Source organism: Paracoccus sp. JM45 (assembly GCF_003590715.1).
Classification (GTDB): Bacteria; Pseudomonadota; Alphaproteobacteria; order Rhodobacterales; family Rhodobacteraceae; genus Paracoccus.
Map to the genome: position 1 here is coordinate 215987 of NZ_QQVY01000001.1, position 15557 is coordinate 231543.

21 protein-coding genes and 1 tRNA gene are annotated in these 15557 nt (G+C 57.0%); 10 read left to right on the forward strand and 12 right to left on the reverse strand.

The genetic code is table 11. The annotated features are described in order from the left end of the window. Position 1 precedes the first annotated feature (1 nt). The 4 genes from DWB67_RS01110 to DWB67_RS01125 all read right to left on the reverse strand — a co-directional run bounded on the left by DWB67_RS01110 (position 2) and on the right by DWB67_RS01125 (position 3877). Positions 2 to 1234 carry a phage portal protein gene (locus tag DWB67_RS01110; protein ID WP_119805656.1) on the reverse strand — a complete coding sequence of 411 codons (1233 nt, stop codon included), beginning with the start codon at positions 1232 to 1234 and terminating at the stop codon, positions 2 to 4. 1 nt (position 1235) lies between these two features. Then, positions 1236 to 2966, reverse strand: a complete 1731-nt coding sequence (locus tag DWB67_RS01115; protein ID WP_220475085.1) for a terminase large subunit — start codon at positions 2964 to 2966, stop codon at positions 1236 to 1238. Further along, positions 2966 to 3463, reverse strand: coding sequence for a hypothetical protein (locus DWB67_RS01120; RefSeq protein ID WP_119805657.1), 498 nt, complete (start codon positions 3461 to 3463; stop codon positions 2966 to 2968). The genes DWB67_RS01115 and DWB67_RS01120 overlap by 1 nt, the downstream gene beginning before the upstream one ends. A gap of 81 nt (positions 3464 to 3544) precedes the next feature. Then, complete coding sequence (locus DWB67_RS01125) at positions 3545 to 3877, reverse strand: HNH endonuclease (RefSeq protein ID WP_255418497.1); 333 nt, start codon at positions 3875 to 3877, stop codon at positions 3545 to 3547. Between the two features lie 28 nt (positions 3878 to 3905). On the opposite strand from DWB67_RS01125, the gene DWB67_RS17960 reads away from it, so the two are divergent. Both DWB67_RS17960 and DWB67_RS01135 read left to right on the forward strand, forming a co-directional pair. After that, positions 3906 to 4148 (forward strand): hypothetical protein, encoded by a 243-nt coding sequence (locus DWB67_RS17960; RefSeq protein ID WP_119805659.1) that lies wholly within the window; start codon positions 3906 to 3908, stop codon positions 4146 to 4148. Positions 4149 to 4310: 162 nt separating this feature from the next. Continuing rightward, the gene (locus tag DWB67_RS01135) at positions 4311 to 4607 is read left to right on the forward strand and encodes a PRC-barrel domain containing protein (protein WP_119805660.1); all 297 of its coding nucleotides are present in this window, start codon (positions 4311 to 4313) and stop codon (positions 4605 to 4607) included. Positions 4608 to 4903: 296 nt separating this feature from the next. Here the strand turns inward: DWB67_RS01135 and DWB67_RS01140 are convergent, their stop codons facing one another. The 7 genes from DWB67_RS01140 to DWB67_RS17840 form a co-directional block, all read right to left on the reverse strand. Beyond that, positions 4904 to 5968, reverse strand: a complete 1065-nt coding sequence (locus DWB67_RS01140; RefSeq protein WP_119805661.1) for a hypothetical protein — start codon at positions 5966 to 5968, stop codon at positions 4904 to 4906. Between the two features lie 546 nt (positions 5969 to 6514). Then, on the reverse strand, positions 6515 to 7231 hold the full coding sequence (locus tag DWB67_RS01150; RefSeq protein WP_147385901.1) for a hypothetical protein: 717 nt from the start codon (positions 7229 to 7231) through the stop codon (positions 6515 to 6517). Beyond that, positions 7228 to 7662 (reverse strand): hypothetical protein, encoded by a 435-nt coding sequence (locus DWB67_RS01155; RefSeq protein ID WP_182911453.1) that lies wholly within the window; start codon positions 7660 to 7662, stop codon positions 7228 to 7230. The genes DWB67_RS01150 and DWB67_RS01155 overlap by 4 nt, the downstream gene beginning before the upstream one ends. A gap of 314 nt (positions 7663 to 7976) precedes the next feature. After that, positions 7977 to 8603: a hypothetical protein gene (locus DWB67_RS01160; RefSeq protein ID WP_255418498.1), complete on the reverse strand. Its 627-nt coding sequence runs from the start codon at positions 8601 to 8603 to the stop codon at positions 7977 to 7979. A 162-nt stretch (positions 8604 to 8765) separates the two neighbouring features. Beyond that, on the reverse strand, positions 8766 to 9152 hold the full coding sequence (locus DWB67_RS01165; protein ID WP_119805665.1) for a hypothetical protein: 387 nt from the start codon (positions 9150 to 9152) through the stop codon (positions 8766 to 8768). A gap of 151 nt (positions 9153 to 9303) precedes the next feature. Next, on the reverse strand, positions 9304 to 9549 hold the full coding sequence (locus DWB67_RS01170; protein WP_119805666.1) for a hypothetical protein: 246 nt from the start codon (positions 9547 to 9549) through the stop codon (positions 9304 to 9306). A gap of 71 nt (positions 9550 to 9620) precedes the next feature. Further along, complete coding sequence (locus DWB67_RS17840) at positions 9621 to 9839, reverse strand: carph-isopro domain-containing protein (RefSeq protein WP_147385902.1); 219 nt, start codon at positions 9837 to 9839, stop codon at positions 9621 to 9623. Positions 9840 to 9925: 86 nt separating this feature from the next. On the opposite strand from DWB67_RS17840, the gene DWB67_RS01175 reads away from it, so the two are divergent. The 4 genes from DWB67_RS01175 (at position 9926) to DWB67_RS01185 (ending at position 12289) form a co-directional block, all read left to right on the forward strand. Then, entirely contained in the window at positions 9926 to 10312 is a 387-nt protein-coding gene (locus tag DWB67_RS01175) for a helix-turn-helix domain-containing protein (RefSeq protein WP_119805667.1), read from the forward strand. A 474-nt stretch (positions 10313 to 10786) separates the two neighbouring features. Further along, positions 10787 to 10909, forward strand: a complete 123-nt coding sequence (locus DWB67_RS18245) for a hypothetical protein (protein ID WP_255418499.1) — start codon at positions 10787 to 10789, stop codon at positions 10907 to 10909. 130 nt (positions 10910 to 11039) lie between these two features. Beyond that, a complete protein-coding gene (locus tag DWB67_RS01180) occupies positions 11040 to 11246 on the forward strand; it encodes a helix-turn-helix domain-containing protein (RefSeq protein WP_255418500.1) in 207 nt (68 codons plus the stop codon). Further along, positions 11213 to 12289, forward strand: coding sequence for a tyrosine-type recombinase/integrase (locus DWB67_RS01185; RefSeq protein WP_119805668.1), 1077 nt, complete (start codon positions 11213 to 11215; stop codon positions 12287 to 12289). The genes DWB67_RS01180 and DWB67_RS01185 overlap by 34 nt, the downstream gene beginning before the upstream one ends. Positions 12290 to 12347: 58 nt before the next feature. Here the strand turns inward: DWB67_RS01185 and DWB67_RS01190 are convergent. Beyond that, positions 12348 to 12422: transfer RNA gene (locus DWB67_RS01190), tRNA-Glu, on the reverse strand. A 345-nt stretch (positions 12423 to 12767) separates the two neighbouring features. Here DWB67_RS01190 and gatC point away from each other — a divergent pair. Genes gatC through DWB67_RS01210 form a run of 4 tightly spaced genes read left to right on the forward strand, consistent with a single transcriptional unit; the run spans position 12768 to position 15525 of the window. Next, positions 12768 to 13055 (forward strand): Asp-tRNA(Asn)/Glu-tRNA(Gln) amidotransferase subunit GatC, encoded by a 288-nt coding sequence (gatC, locus tag DWB67_RS01195; RefSeq protein WP_108501302.1) that lies wholly within the window; start codon positions 12768 to 12770, stop codon positions 13053 to 13055. Next, positions 13052 to 14536: an Asp-tRNA(Asn)/Glu-tRNA(Gln) amidotransferase subunit GatA gene (gatA, locus tag DWB67_RS01200; protein ID WP_119805669.1), complete on the forward strand. Its 1485-nt coding sequence runs from the start codon at positions 13052 to 13054 to the stop codon at positions 14534 to 14536. Before gatC ends, gatA begins: the two co-directional genes overlap by 4 nt. A 31-nt stretch (positions 14537 to 14567) precedes the next feature. After that, positions 14568 to 14885, forward strand: a complete 318-nt coding sequence (locus DWB67_RS01205) for a hypothetical protein (RefSeq protein ID WP_119805670.1) — start codon at positions 14568 to 14570, stop codon at positions 14883 to 14885. Positions 14886 to 14889: 4 nt separating this feature from the next. Then, positions 14890 to 15525 (forward strand): N-acetylmuramoyl-L-alanine amidase, encoded by a 636-nt coding sequence (locus tag DWB67_RS01210; protein ID WP_119805671.1) that lies wholly within the window; start codon positions 14890 to 14892, stop codon positions 15523 to 15525. Positions 15526 to 15557: the final 32 nt, after the last annotated feature.

A 15557-nucleotide genomic window follows, 5' to 3' on the forward strand; every position in this document is an offset into this window, starting at 1 on the left:
CTCAGATCCTCTCGTTAAGCATGTCGATGGGCGACATCGCGGTCTGCACCATCAGGTCGTCGGCAGCACCGCCGCGACGTTGCAGGTTCAGTTTGTCCCGCGCCTCGTCGCGCGACATGATGCCGTTCGTTGTCATCGCACGCAGGAATTCCGCCTTGGCCTTGCTGTCCATTTGCAGCATGGCCTCGCGGTTGAACTCGGCATAGGTGTCGCGCTGTTCGCGCAGCGGGATCAGCGCCTTGCGGATCCGCTGCTCGATCTTTTTCAACACCGGATTGATGCCCAGCTGCATCCACGACAGGAAGATCTGTTCCACCCCCGTGCCCCACATCGTTTGCCCTTCGGCGGAATGGCCGATCACCATCGGCGGCACCCCGAACCAGCGGCAGACCTCTTCAATCGAGAAGCGGCGCGTTTCCAGCATCTGTGCGTCATCGGGGTTCAGCGTCAGCTGCTCGAACTCCAACCCCGCTTCCAGGATCATCAGCTTTCCCGCGCGGGTCGAACCGCTATAGCTTTCCATGATCTTTTGCAGTTGCCCGCGTTGCGCATCGTCCAGACGCTGGTTCGATTTGAGCACACCCGAAGCCTGCATCCCCGATCCGAACATCTTGCCCGACGCCTCATCGGCGGCCATGGCCGCCCCCAGCGATTGCGTCCCCCAGCGGATCGGCGACATGCCTTCATCTCCGCCAAAGCCCCAGCCGCGCAAATGCAGCATCTCGCGTTGCGGGATCACCCGTGGCCGCGCCGATCCGGGGTCGCGGAGTTCATACATCAGCTCGTTCGTGACCGTGTTCCGGATCGGGCGCACCTGCGTCGAAGGCACAGGCAGCAGTGCTGCGGCGCGGCCGTTGATCCAGTCGATCTCGGCATAGGCATTGCCGGTGGCCAGCAGCCACGACAGCATGCCTTCCCAGAACTCGACCGGCGTCTGGTCGGAATTGGGCGACAGTCCGATCAGGTCATCCAGCGGGCCCGACAGCTTTTCACGCCCCGCCGCCGTCTTGCGATAGATGTCGATCGGCAGCGCAGCCATCGCCTGCGCGCTGCGCGAAATACAGGCCCAGACCGCCGAGACGGTCAGCGCCGAGGACATGGTCACGGTCTTGCCCGAGGCATTGGCCGCAACGTGATAGCCAAGATCGCCCCCCTGCAGCGTCAGGCGCTGATCCTTGGTCAAGGCGGCCATCGGGCGTCCGTAAAGGTCCATGATGGCGGCGGGCTTTGCCATCTCAGATCACCATCACGGGGGCCGACAGGAAACCGTCGATCGTTTCGGGGGCTTCGGGATTGCCGAACATCAGCATCGCGGCGTTATAGGTCGCCATCAACACGTCGATCTTGGCGCTTCCGGCGGCTTGTTTCGTCACGATGTAATTGCTCCCTTTCAATTCGGTTTTGGCATTGCCGACGTTCCACGCCATCAGTTCGCTGGCGCCATGCACCAGCTTGCGATTCTTCAGACGGCGCGGCAGGGTCAGCACCGCCTGCTGCAGTTTCCAGCCCTGCCCGACGCTGATCCAGCGATCCTCGCCAAAGCCCGCGGCATCCAGTTCGTCCAGCAGTTCGGCAATGCCTGCGGCGTCCAATCCGATCGCCGGGCTTTCATCTGGCAGCAAGCCGGCCGCCTCCAGCCGCTGGATCACCGCAACCGCACCGGCGACGTCATGGCCGACCGCGTCGCATCTGGTCAGCTGCCCGAGGCGTTCGAATTCCTCCAGACGCGGCGCGATGTCCTTGCGCCGCTCGAAGACATCCTCGAACGCCCAGGCATGTCCCCAATGTAGCCATTTACGGCTGCCCTTCTCTCGCCCGATCACTGCCATGCCGAACAGATCGTCCAGACCGCCGCCATCTATGCCCGCGACGCAGACCTCGGACCGGCGGATTACCTCGTCCAGCGTCAGCTCCGGATCGCCACAGCGCAGCCAGTAATCGGCACCGGGCCAGCGGTTGGAATGCAGACCCAAGCCGATCTCGATATTCAGATGCTGCGAGGCCCACCGGATTTCCTCGGCCAGCCCCTTTTGTTGGGCTGTCTGGTAATCCGCCACCAGCCGCGGCAGCGTGATCGAGCGTCCCAAATTCGGCAGCACCATCGGCCACAGCTTGGGGTCGCGCCACGCCTTGTGTTCCGACCGCTGGATCGCCTTTGGCAGTTCGTAAAGCACCGGCAGCATCCGCACGCCCGCCGTGATCGTGCCGTCGCGCACACCCCGCGCATATTGCAGCTCGGATTTGAACGCGCCGGTCGGGCTGATTTCGGATTGCGTGGTGATGATGATCAACAGGCTTTCGTCATTGGTAATCATCCCGCCACGGATCTGGCCGATGACCCGCTCGGCATGCTTCATCTCGGCCATCAGGTGCAGCTCGTCGATGATGGCGACGGCAGGGATGCTGCCGGTCACCACCTTGGGATCAAAGCTTTTGATCTTCAGCCTGGCGTTCATCCGCACGCCGGTCTCTTCGTCCTGATGCAGGTCGATGATGGTCTTCTTATGTTCGATCACCTTGAAGCGGCGCCGTAGATAGGGATCGGCGTCGATCATACCCGTGGCCTGGGCAAAGCATTTGTCAGCGACTTCCTGCGTCGGTCCGATGATCACACCGTCGATATTCGGGCGGCGGTTCATCAGCAGCGCAACCAGCCCTAGGGCGGCGGCATTGGTGGTCTTGGAATTCTTCTTGGGGATCAAGTTGAAGATTTCCCCGACAAAACGCTTGCCGGTTTCAGGGTCGATCGAGCCGAAAGCGGCGCGCACGATATCGCGGATCCATTCGCCCCCCGCTTCGGCCATCGTCGGTTGGCCCGGGATGTCGGGAATGCGCAGCAGGTTGAACAGATCGACCGCCGCCTCGGCGCTGACCTTATCCAGCGGCAGGTCGGTGATCGGTGTCCTGCCCTGCTGCAACCTTTCGACCCAATCCGGACAGGCAAAGGAAACGCCATCCAGCGGCATCAGTGGGTGCCACGGGATTTAAGCCGGTCAAAGATATCACCGTAATTATCCGGCACCTTCTGTGCTTCCAGACGCTCCAGTTCTTTCTTGCCAAGCGGCGTCGGCTTTTCGTCCTCATCAATATCTTCATCCGTGGATCGAGGGCCACGACGCGGCGCGGTCGGTCCCGCCTCGCGCAGGCGGTCCTGCAGCTGGCGGATCGAGGGCGTATGCCCTTCGCGGACCTTGCGCATCAGCACGTCCAGCATCACCCCGTCGACAAAGGTCGCGCCCATTTCCAGCTCACGGGAAAAATACTTGCGCAGGGTCTTCTCGTCGATGTCCATATTTTCAGCGATACGCTTCTGCGACCAGCCCGCCGCAATGCGCACCATGACAAAGTCCTGATTTTCCTTGTCTTTCCGAAACGACTTGCGCCCGCGCCGGTCCCGCATCGGCAGCAAGGGTTGGCCGAAGAGGTCGACCCCCTCGGCTGCTGGTGGATTTTCGGTTTTCACAGGAAAAAAATCTCCGACTGAGACACACGCGGGTCCAGCCCGACGATGCTTTTTCGACTTTCGACCCACCCCCCCGTCGCCTCAGAACGCGGCGCGTTCCTCGCGTTGCTTGTCGCGGTTGTGGCAGGTCGCACAAAGGCATTGCAGGTTGGAACGTGCAAAGAACAGATCGCGATCGCCACGATGCGCTTGGATATGGTCGGCGACCAGGGATGGACTGTCATAGGTCACGCCACAGCGGCGGCAGGTGAAAAGATCATCGACAAGAACCTGCCAGCGCAGCGCCCGCCATTCCGCCGTCTTGTACCAGCGCCGCCATGTATCGACACGGTCACGGGAACGGACGGGTGAAGCGGCCTTCAGGCCAAATCCGCGCGGCTTAAGGTGTCGGCCACGAGGCGCAAGTTGTTTCATACGTTTTGTCGGCTGCTTTACATTAGCCATGGCCGATCTGTGTTATAAGGAACCCCAGAGTTGTATCGGCGTTCAGTTGTTCAATCAAATAGAGGCGGCTCAAACCATGCAGGATAAAGTGGTCTTCGAGACCGTCACGAAAGACGATCTCAAACTGATCGTCGATGTGCTTTCCGCTTATCAGCACAACACGCAGTACAAAGTGCTTCTGGAAAAGTTCAAAGCTTACGACCAGAAGGTCCAATCGCCATCCAAGATTATCAGCTACTGATGGCCGCATGCCAAAGCAGATAGCGCCCGTATTCAAGGCAATTTCACAGCACTTTTAAAAACACATACTGACACGCAAGGCGGTTACTGATCTGCCGCAATATGGAACATGTCAGCTAATTCTGCGTTTTTCACTCACCACGAAAGAACGGAGGATTTTGCAATGGATCATACGAACCACACGCGCCTGACATCCGACGAGTATACAGAGGCACTGCTTGACGGTGCCACAGTTTACGGCCCCGGCGATGAAACGATCGGTACCATCTCGCATACTCATGGGACCGGACCGGATACCAAGGTCGTGATCGACGTTGGTGGCTTCCTTGGCATCGGTGCCAAACCGGTTCTGGTATCAGCACAAGAACTGGACCTGATGCGGGATGAGAACGGGAACGTTCACGGCCTTACCACTTGGACCAAAGACGCGCTTAAGGCGATGCCGAAGCACGAAGATTAAACTTTAGAATTATGTACGCCCGCTGGAATGCTATTCAGGCGGGCGTACGTCTACATGATGCTAGCTCTGCTTTTACAAACCTCGTTACCGGATCAATAACTGCAAACCTATATATAATTCCTCACACGCGGTGCCTCATCAATGCCAACGAAACCGCCTTCGGATCATGTTAGTTATAATGCTAATCACAACGTGCTAATAGCCGCTTGATACTCATCTTTTGGACCTAAAGCGCATCAAACGAAGGTTCTATTTTGGCGGTTACACGGCGGGACGGTGAATGATATGTCGCAACGCTATTTGTCAGCCCATCTGCTTTCGAGCAACTCTTGAAGTGCCTTTGCTTTACGTTGCGTCATCACTTCCGGCTCCATAAGACGGTTCACAAGTCGCCGGTACCAATCTGGCACAACAAGTTCATTGTCTTGGTTCTGCTGCACTTGGTAAGCTTGTGGAATGGCAAACAAGTTATTGCAAGGCTCAGGTGACTTTCGTGTAAAATACTGTCGATCACGATCGACGGATTTTGCGATCTGTTCGAACAAATTACCATGAACATGAATAAGTTTTGAAAACTGTCGGCTACCTGCGGGGAACAGTTTCGACACGATATCACGACGTTCCCGTGTACGATTAAAGCCGTGTTTTTGACGGGAATAATGTAAAAGATGAAGCGTTGTTTCAGAAAAACGCTCATTGGACGAGATCGCCAAGTTCCCTCGCGATACACTAAGTCTTTCGCAAAGCACGTCGATAATATCTCGCCCGCCCCAGTCACTGCGCTCTATTGAGAGGAGATCCAGAGGATTGTACGGTGCCTGACTCTGTAGACGATCAATAAAGTCGCTATAGCTGAAAAAGTCGAAGCCGTTTCGTTGGCGGAAATTAGACACAAAGCCCGATATTCCGTTGTCATCACTTTCCATAAACGCCTTGTCCGGCGTCCTGAACATGCCACCTTTCAAATACTGGGCATAAACAGACTCGACGAATGGAAACGGATTCCTGAACAGCATCATAATTCGGACATTTTGCGTTCCGAAGCGCGCGTTGAGCGCTCTGATAACAACGCCGGTTATCTCTTTGTCCCACAGTGAGTTCATGAACTCTTCCGATGAGATAAGGATGCGATCGCAATCTTGTTCGGCGGCCTCGTCCGCAATCAGATTCACTGCAGCGGTCACTTCGTCAGGCTGGAGCTTGTGAAGGGGACGATGGCTGAAATATCCACTGTTTTCACGACACGACGCTGGATAGCAAAGTCCCTCGGAACGATGAAGCTCGTCGTTTTTATGCATGAAAGACTGCAGGGATGAGGAAGCACATTTGGGCATTCCGACATGCAAATAAACAGTGGTCATATATCAACTTTCAGTTTGCTCGGTGCCTTTTAGAACCAAGAAATAGGATAACTGTATCGCAAGAGCGTATGAGGCCTTTCGAAGGTAACATTTACAAGCAGCAGGGCGTTATTTTGCCCAGCATCATAGGCTTCAAATCCATCGCGCACAGTTTGCGTTCGTTTTCGATAGCAGTCGGCCAGTATTTTTACACGCTTAAAATAGTGATTTATCGTCATTGTGTGTTCTGTTCGGCCTCAGATACCGAGATGCCCCGTCAGGATGCTAAGCGGCTAAAAATGATGGCTGTTTTCTCGGCATTAGATCATGATCTGATCTGCACGCGCCGCAGAGCTAAAAATGGTCCAGGATTAAGGAGCAAGTCGTCAGGGCTCTTGCCATTCGGGCCGAAGACGCACTGAACTCCCTTCAGATTTTCGGAGATCAAAATCCAAAAACGACATACGTCCCAAAGGGGTGTTTATGGAGGGCAAACGTCTGGATGATGTCTTCACCAATGGGGGTGTGAGACCATTGTCGTCAAGGAAATATTTTTTCTCATTCCGATCACTGCCAGCCCATCCGATCCAAAGTTCTGGACAACGCACCGGTTAAAAGAGCAATATTTTGACCCTTTATCGACCATCCATACACTTTCAGCACGTCCCGAAAGCTTTTTCCATGCAGGCAGATTGCGTCAACCAGATCTCGATCGCGGATATTTCTTGTCTTGGCATTCAGTCGGGCCGAGGTCCGTGCACGCCGGACAGCTAAAGCGACGCCCTTGCCTATCGCGTGTTGCATGGCCCTGATCTCACGCCCTTCGGCTAAATAGGCGTCTATGAATTCCCCGCCCGAATTTGAAGACCCGTCCAGACGCGCTTCTAGGCTGGCGCATTTCATGCCACCGGCATCATGGCGTTCGACGATGTCGCGATAGCGACGGGCAGTATTAACTTGCTTTTTTGTGAACGGGGATTGGCCGGGGTTGCCGTCCTGATCTTTGCGCAGAACGGCCCGACGTTCCAGATCATCGAAAATGTCTAAACCCTTTGCCGCCTTGAAGCCGCGCCAACCGGTTTCCTCGACCTTATATCCGGTTTTGGATTTCGGATCAGGCATTACCATGTTCGGCGTCACAGCACGTGAAGGACCTCGCGCAGGGGCAACAGGAATGGAGGGACCACATCCTTCAACTGGGGTGGCGCGTGCAATTATAGTCAACAAGCGATTACGCTCTTGTACCAACCTCGCAGCTCCGGTTTGACTATCAAATACAGTCATGCTGCGTCCTCTTCGTTACTAACAGCGCTTTGGATGGCCTCAATTTCGGTCAGATCATCGTGCCAATCTGCCAGCCATTGCTTTTCGGCAAGGGTCGCGCGGCCTGCTTCGATGTTTTCGCGGATCACCCGGCGCTTGTGCCGATTGCTATCCGCGTCCTGTTTCAGACGTGTGATAATATATTTACCGGGAGGTGGCCCAAGTCGCTTGGCGATCTGGAATAACTCGACAGCCCATCCCTCGGCCATGGCCTGCCGGCCCATGGCAGATTTGATCAGGCTTTGCGCATAAGCGCTGTCGCGGGGTGGCGGACACTGAATGGTCATTGCCCAAGAACGGATCAACCCTTCCTCTGGCCAGATGCCCTTTGTGGCATGGCGGGCGATAAGATCAACCATCGCTCTCAAATTGTTATCCGACATATAGGTCAACCAATCTCGCAACCGTGCCATTGCCTTATCATGCGCGTCGGCGCTGGTGCCCCGCTTTCGCCCAAGCCCGGCCAAGGGCTGCATCAGCAACATCTCGACCCGCGATCTTGCTTCGGCATTCACAACTGTCATTGCTGCATTCCCCTTTCCATGCCCGCTAACTTATCCACAGGTGCCGTCGCCTGACTGTCGCGACACTGGCGCTGTCTTTTTCATTGTCTTTGTCTATGTCTCTGTGGTGTGAGACAGTCTGGGAGTGTCCTTGGACTGTCTTGAACTGTCTTTCGGACAGTCTGGGGACAGTTCGGAAGATCTCAGCGATTTGCGCGATTGCGCGACATGGTCATGTCCAACATGTGATCCGACCAGCGCGAAATCCCGCGTTCGATCCAGGACGGCGACCGGTATTCACAGCCTTCCTTCAGCAGCCAGTCATCGATCCAGCGCACAGCGGCATCGTTCTCGGCCAGCTCTTTCTGATACCCGGCCATCGCGGTCCGCAGACGCAATAAACGTTTGCTAACACTTGCGGCTTCGCTGCGCGCGCGGTGATCTTCCTTACGGGAAATCGCCTCGGTCAGTGATTTCAGGATCATCGGATGCATCAACCGGATTTCAGTGTCGCAACGCACCCGCCTCCATTTGTGCAGCGGCCCGAATTCCAAACGGCAAAGCTGATCGAAATGATCACGGTCAACGAACAGCATTTTGGCAAGAACGCTGGTATCGGTTGGTAATGTCCCGATCGGTGACTGGTCATAGGCGATATTGATCAGATCGAAATACATCGACCGGCATTCATACGTACCCTTCAGGCGCATATCACAGTTGAGCCAGCGCCGCCGTTCCCATGCCATAAAGTAATGGCTGTCCAGCCGGTCGTCGGCAGTCAGCGGATATTCGTCCAGATCATCAATTGCTGCCAGTTGGATCTGTGCCATGATCAAACCCTTTTCCGCATCGGGCGTTTTGTCGATCCGACGTCGATCGCGTTCTTATACGCGGTCAATACGTCATCCCCGTCCGCGCCGATAAACTGGCACACCAAGTGGAAATCACGTGACCCGAACCATGCGCGGGTTTTCTGGATATCCAGCCAGTGATCACTTTGACCGGGATGGACAGCTTGTCGCCAGCATTCCGCCAAAACGGCGCACCACAAAGCGCGGCTCGCATCCACGTCCGGCTCGGCGTACGCGGGGCAAGGTGGCATAGGTTGATCCAAGGCCATCACGCTGCCCCCGCCGGTCGAGCCGCCAGTCCCAATCGGTCAGCCCCAGCAGGCAAACACGACGATAGGCACCACGCCACCCCGACAAACGCCATTCGCGACCTGTGTCATTGCAGCGCAAAACCACCCCCTTTCCACCGCTTGCCATAGCTTCGATTTCGGCCGGATCGACACGCAGATCATCGGCAACCTGCTCTACACTGCGCGTGGCCAGCATGCGGCGCACAGCACCAGCTTGAAGGGGACGTTTGGCGGTCATTTCTTGACCTCCGTGCCGTCGCGATCAATGCGCGGGATCCGCCGGAAGAATTTTTCCGATAAGGATTTCAAACGATGATAGCGGCGAAGCGCACGCCCCGCGCGCGCCTCGCAAAACCGCCCCATAACGTGGTTCAAAAGCCGATTCATGATTATCCCTCGATCCGGCGGAAGACGATTTCGGCGCCGGCCAATGCAAGGACGGCCATGATATAGCGCAACTTGGGGTCATGTTCCTCACGCAGCCAGTTGATCACCTGCCGGTGACTGACATCCAGCACCGCAGATGCTTTTTCGGCCAGTTCCCGTTCGGACTGGGCGGGAAAGGCCCGCCACAGCAAATCACGGAACCAACGCCGGTTTGCGCAGGGGTCTTTCGAATATGCAGGATTTTTCACGGGCAGCGCTCCATACTGGTCAGGTGAAGAGTGACCTTGCGAGCAATGAAATGAGGACGCGGCATGATGGGTCATGCGGCGTCCTCGGAGGTTTGAAGGGAGGGAAAGAAGTCCGACGGAGTCACGCAATAGCCATGCGCAAGGGCAACTTGCAGCACATGGGGCTTATGCTCGTCCGGGATCGACTGGCGATCTTTCCAGCTTTGGACCGTAGAGGTCGCACGCCCGATAGCGCGGGCCATCGGGCGTACTCCACCAAAAATCTCGACGATATGTGTTACATATGACATGCAGACATACATCTGCATTTTGCAGACAAACGTCAACCGCAATTTGCAGACAGACATGCAGACAAAGCCCGTGCAAGCTAGGGGCTATGCAAATTAGTGAATCAGCTCAAAAACTTAAGGCCCTGCGGCAAGCCGCAAAAATGTCCATCCGAGAAATTGCGTTCGAAGTTGGAATGGAAAAGGGCAAATATGAGCATTATGAAACTCGGTTCAAAAAGCCATACCTGCCAGCTGATTTCGCAGACCAGCTGGCACATGTTCTATCCCTTCGTGGAATAGCGCGGGAAAGCGTCATGGCTCTGGCCGGTCCGATCGAACAGTCAGTTACCGAGGACGACCTACATCTTGGCGCACGCTACGCCAAGCTTTCGCCGCGTCGTCAGCGAATGATGCGCGAGCTTCTGGAGGAGCTTGAGGCAGCTGAGAAAGCAAATCTGCAAATTGCAAAAGCAGCAGACGGCTCTCCGGACTAAGCTTCATTGCCCTCAGCGCAAATTTGTCAGCTTCCACGAGCCACCCTACCCAATGCTCAAAGAATAGAACATTACGCGAACGTTCATTCAATCCGCAACCCTGAGGAAATTGCCGGGTGTGTCGGGCTTTTCATTTAAACACCCGGCTACAGTAGGTGATTCGCTTGAACGTATATATCCATTGTCTGCATAACGGATTCTTGTCTGCATTTTACAGTTGACTATCGTCTGCAATTTGCGGACATATGGTGTCGAAGGAGTGACGTCATGCACATCATCCCAACTTTAATACTTCGCGCCGCGCAGGCAGCGCTGGTGGTTTCATTTTATTTAACCGCGCCAACACTAACTGCAGCAGCGATTGCGTGGGGCGGGACTGCCCTGCGTCCCGCTTTGAACTGGTAGCGGTTGTCGACCTGCCGTCGGCACGCGCTGCCGGTTCATAAGTTGTCCAAACAAGAACGGGCTCCGAACATGACCATCCTTGGAAATTTGCCGGTTTCACCTTCCCTTCTGGGCAAGCTGCTGACCAAAAACCTTATATTGCACCAGCACGTCATCGATCAGTCCCGCAAGGTAAAAGGGGTACTGAAATGACCGTTGTGCATATTGGCTATATGACCATTCAGGGCGACGCCGAAGTTGCCGCCTACGTGGCGCGGATGGCCGCGCTTTTTGATTGGCGGGCATAATGGCCAGACATGACATTACATTCGCGCCTCGCTTGTTGGCGACGCCAGTGGCTGCTGCATATCTTGGCGTCAGCGAAAGCACCTTGCGCACACTAGATCTGCCCCGCCGCATCCTTGGCGGCAAGCGCCTCTACGACCGGCATACGCTTGACGAATACGCCGATTCACTGACGGTGGAAGGCCAACACGAACAATCAGGGATGAATACATGCCGGGGCAAATTCGGGCGGCGGGCATCGTGACGCTTAAACACCTGCAAACCATTCATAAGGGTGGAAAGGTTTATCACTATCTTCGTGCGCCGGGCGCAAAGCGGCAGCGCTTGCCGGACCTGCCCCTAGAAAGTCCGGCATTCCTTGCGGCCTATGCGGCTGCTCTTACAGTGCTCGAGGTCAGATCGAAGGCCAAGCCTGGTACAATCGCACAGATCATCGAGGGATATCTGGCAAGTCGTGACTATCTTGGTCATTCAGAATCATACCGGCGAACGATCAGACGGCACGCGGAGGCCATCAAGGAACAGGCCGAAGATGCTTTGGCATCCCACCTGACGACAGAAGACATCGCCGACGACCTCGAGCCGCTGGCCCCCAATGCGGCAGCGGACAGGCTCAAGACGTGGCGTGCGGTTTGCAGCTATGGCAAGACAAAGCGACTGCTAACGACGGACCCCTCGCTTGCAGCCAGACGTAAGGCTATCCCGCGAACAATCGGCCATCCGGCATGGACGGATGTGGATCTTGAACGATATCGTGCACGATGGTCGATCGGCACGGTGCAACGACTGACATTCGAATTGATCTACTGGACCGGCGCCCGGATCAGCGATGCCGTGAAGATCGGCCCCGGCATGGTGGGCCGCGACGGGGTACTGCAATTCACACAAAAGAAGACAGGGGAACCGGCGTTCGTGCCGTGGACGTGCCAGCCGCCCGACTATGCGTTGGGGATGCTGAAGGATCGCAAGATGCTGCACATGGCGCTGGAGGCACGTCTGGATCTGCACCTGACCTTCCTTGCCACAGCGCAAGGACGCAGCAGATCATCGAAGGCTTTGGGTCATCTGGTCTCGGACGCGGCGCGTGAAGCGAATGTCGACAAGTCGGCACATGGTTTGCGAAAGGCACGCGCAAAAATCTTGGCCGAGGCCGGAGCAACCGTCCACCAGATCGCCGCCTGGACCGGACACATAACGCTGGAAGAGGTCGAGCATTACACACGCGAAGCGAACCGCCGTGCGGCAGTTCGTGGACGTGAACAAACAGTGAAAGCTGTAAACCGTTAAGCGGGTTACTGTAAACTTGCCTGCAAGTTTTTGTTTTTTCAGTTTTATTTTTGAGAAGTGGCAGCCCGTAGGGGAATCGAACCCCTCTTTCTAGGTTGAAAACCTAGCGTCCTAACCGATAGACGAACGGGCCACTCTTTGTCGCTGCCAGTGCTTGGTGTCTGGCTGCTCTGTCCGCTGCCAGTAGTGCTTGGCTGCGTTGAAGCGGTGTTTAGGCAAAGCGCCCGAGAGGCGCAAGCAGAAAAAACACCCTTTCACGAAAAAACTTCATTTTTGTGAAAAACCCCAATAAATGCTGCAAAAATAAGAACTAAGAAAATCCGGTGCGGCGACGTTCCGCGCCTGCACCCCCACACCAAATCAGAATCACATGGGAATCGGATGACAATGCTGATCCTATTCGCCCGCCAATAGATACTGTGCAGCTTGCGGCCTTTCGCGCGGGGTTGTAGACCCGCGCCCAACGAAAGGAGACGTCATGTCGATCACCGAGGACGAGGCCCGCAAGGTCGCCCATCTGGCGCGCATCGCGGTCGATGACGCTCAACTACCGGCGCTGGCGCGCGAGCTGAGTGGCATCCTGCATTTCATGGAACAGCTGAACGAGGTTGATGTCGAAGGCATCGAACCGATGACCGGTGTGACCCCCATGCGCCTGAAGCGGCGCGAGGATGTGGTGACCACGGGCGGCATGCCCGAACGTATCCTGTCGAACGCGCCCGACGCGCGCGAAGGCTTCTTTGCCGTCCCGAAGGTGGTGGAATGACCGATCTGAACAAATTCACCATTGCCGAGGCCCGCGACGCGCTGGCCAAAGGCGATGTCACCTCGGTCGAACTGACCGATGCCTGTCTGACCGCCATCGAAGGATCGGGCGCGCTGAATGCATTCGTGCACCAGACCCCTGACATGGCACGCGACATGGCTCGCGCCGCCGATGCGCGCCTGAAGGCGGGCGACGCGACGGCGATGACCGGCATTCCCTTGGGCATCAAGGACGTCTTCTGCGTCAAAGGTGTTCCCGGTCAGGCGGCCAGTAATATTCTGAAGGGCTTTGTTCCCGAATATGAATCCACCGTCACCCAGAACCTGTGGAACGCAGGCGCGGTGATGCTGGGCAAGCTGAATCAGGACGAATTCGCGATGGGTTCGACCAATGAATCCAGCAGCTATGGCGCGGCGGTGAACCCTTGGCGTCTGGCGGATGGCACACAGCTGACGCCGGGCGGTTCGTCTGGCGGATCGGCGGCGGCTGTGGCGGCGGATCTGTGTCTGGCCGCGACCGGCACCGATACCGGCGGATCGATCCGCCAGCCTGCGGCATTTACTGGCACGGTGGGTCTGAAGCCGACCTATGGCCGCGTCAGCCGCTGGGGCGTGATCGCCTATGCCTCCAGCCTTGATCAGGCGGGTCCGATGACGAAATCGGTCCGCGATGCTGCGATCATGCTGGGTGCGATGGCCTCGACCGATCCGCAGGATTCGACCAGTGCCGATATTCCGGTGCCCGATTTCGAGGCAGCCCTGACCGGCGACATTCGTGGCAAGCGCATCGGTATTCCCCGCGAATACCGGATGGAGGGCATGCCAGCTGAAATCGACGCGCTGTGGAAACAGGGCGCGGAAATGCTGCGCGATGCAGGCGCGGAAATCGTCGATATCAGCCTGCCGCATACGAAATACGCCCTGCCCGCGTATTACGTCATCGCCCCCGCCGAAGCGTCGTCTAATCTGGCGCGCTATGACGGTGTGCGTTACGGACATCGCGCGAAACTGGGTGCGGGTGACGGGATCGACGATCTCTATTCCAAATCGCGCGCCGAGGGTTTCGGCCCCGAGGTTCAGCGCCGCATCATGATTGGCACCTATGTGCTGTCGGCGGGCTTCTATGACGCCTATTACAACCGCGCCCGTAAGGTCCGCGCGTTGATCAAGCGCGACTTCGACAACGTCTTCGCCGATGGCATCGACGCGATTCTGGCGCCCGCCACGCCGTCCTCGGCCTTCCCATTGGGATCGGTCGATAAGGGTGATCCGGTGCAGATGTACCTGAACGATGTCTTCACGGTGACGCTGAACCTTGCCGGTCTGCCCGGTATTTCGGTTCCGGTCGGGCGTGACAGCAAGGGCCTGCCCCTTGGTCTGCAAATGTTCGGTCGTCCCTTTGGCGAGGCCGAGCTGCTGAATCAGGCATTGGTTCTGGAACAGGCTGCAGGATTTGTGGCCAAGCCGGATCGCTGGTGGTAACCTTAGTCCTGAACATAATGTCGGAGGCAAGATGCGCGGCTGGTTGATCTTATCTGCATTGGCACTGGCCGGTTGCGGCGAACACCAAGGATTTAACCCGAACTATCTGTTCGAGGACAATCCGTACGGCGATTACCGCACAGCACGGGAAGCGGCTTTGGTCACGGGCGACGAACCGTCGCGCGTGATCCCTGTCGCGCGCCCCTTCTACAGCCCCTCGCCCGAAAAAATTGCCGGTCAGGATCCGGTGCCGATCCCTGCGACAAAGGGCCTGACAATCGTGGATAATGCGGTCGTCAAGGATCCGGATGCGCCGATGCCCATCGTGTCGTCGAATATGACGCCCTGATCCGATGGATGGTCCCAGCCCGAACCACGGCGACCGCCGCGGCCAAAGGCCAAGGCTGATCGTCCTGCATTACACCGGCATGGCGGATGCGGCTTCGGCCCGCGCCCGTCTGTCCGATCCAGTGGCCGAGGTTAGCGCCCATTGGCTGATCCATGAAAACGGCTTTGCCGATATGCTGGTCGCCGAAGACCGCCGTGCATGGCATGCCGGTGACGGCAGCTGGCAGGGCCAGCCTGATGTCAATTCCCGCAGCATCGGGATCGAGATTGCCAACCCCGGCAACCAGCCCTTTGCTGCCAAACAGATGGATACGCTGGAAAACCTGCTTGGCCGCGTCATGAGCCGCTGGCAGATCAATCCCGAAGGTGTCATCGGCCATTCCGATATGTCACCAGGCCGCAAGGTCGATCCGGGCCCGCGTTTTGATTGGGAACGTCTGGCGCGTCAGGGTCTGGCGATATGGCCAACAGGCCGCCGTGGTCCCGACCTGCCCCTGCATGAATGTTTGACGCGCATCGGTTATCCTGATGTCGAACCCGCCAAACGGCTGGCGGCATTCCGGCTGCGATTCCGGCCTTGGGCGCATGGTCCCGAAAACGAAGAAGACCGTCGCATCGCGTCCAGCCTGCTGCCAGTCTAATCCGCCATTGACGCCGTAATATATCCCCGCCA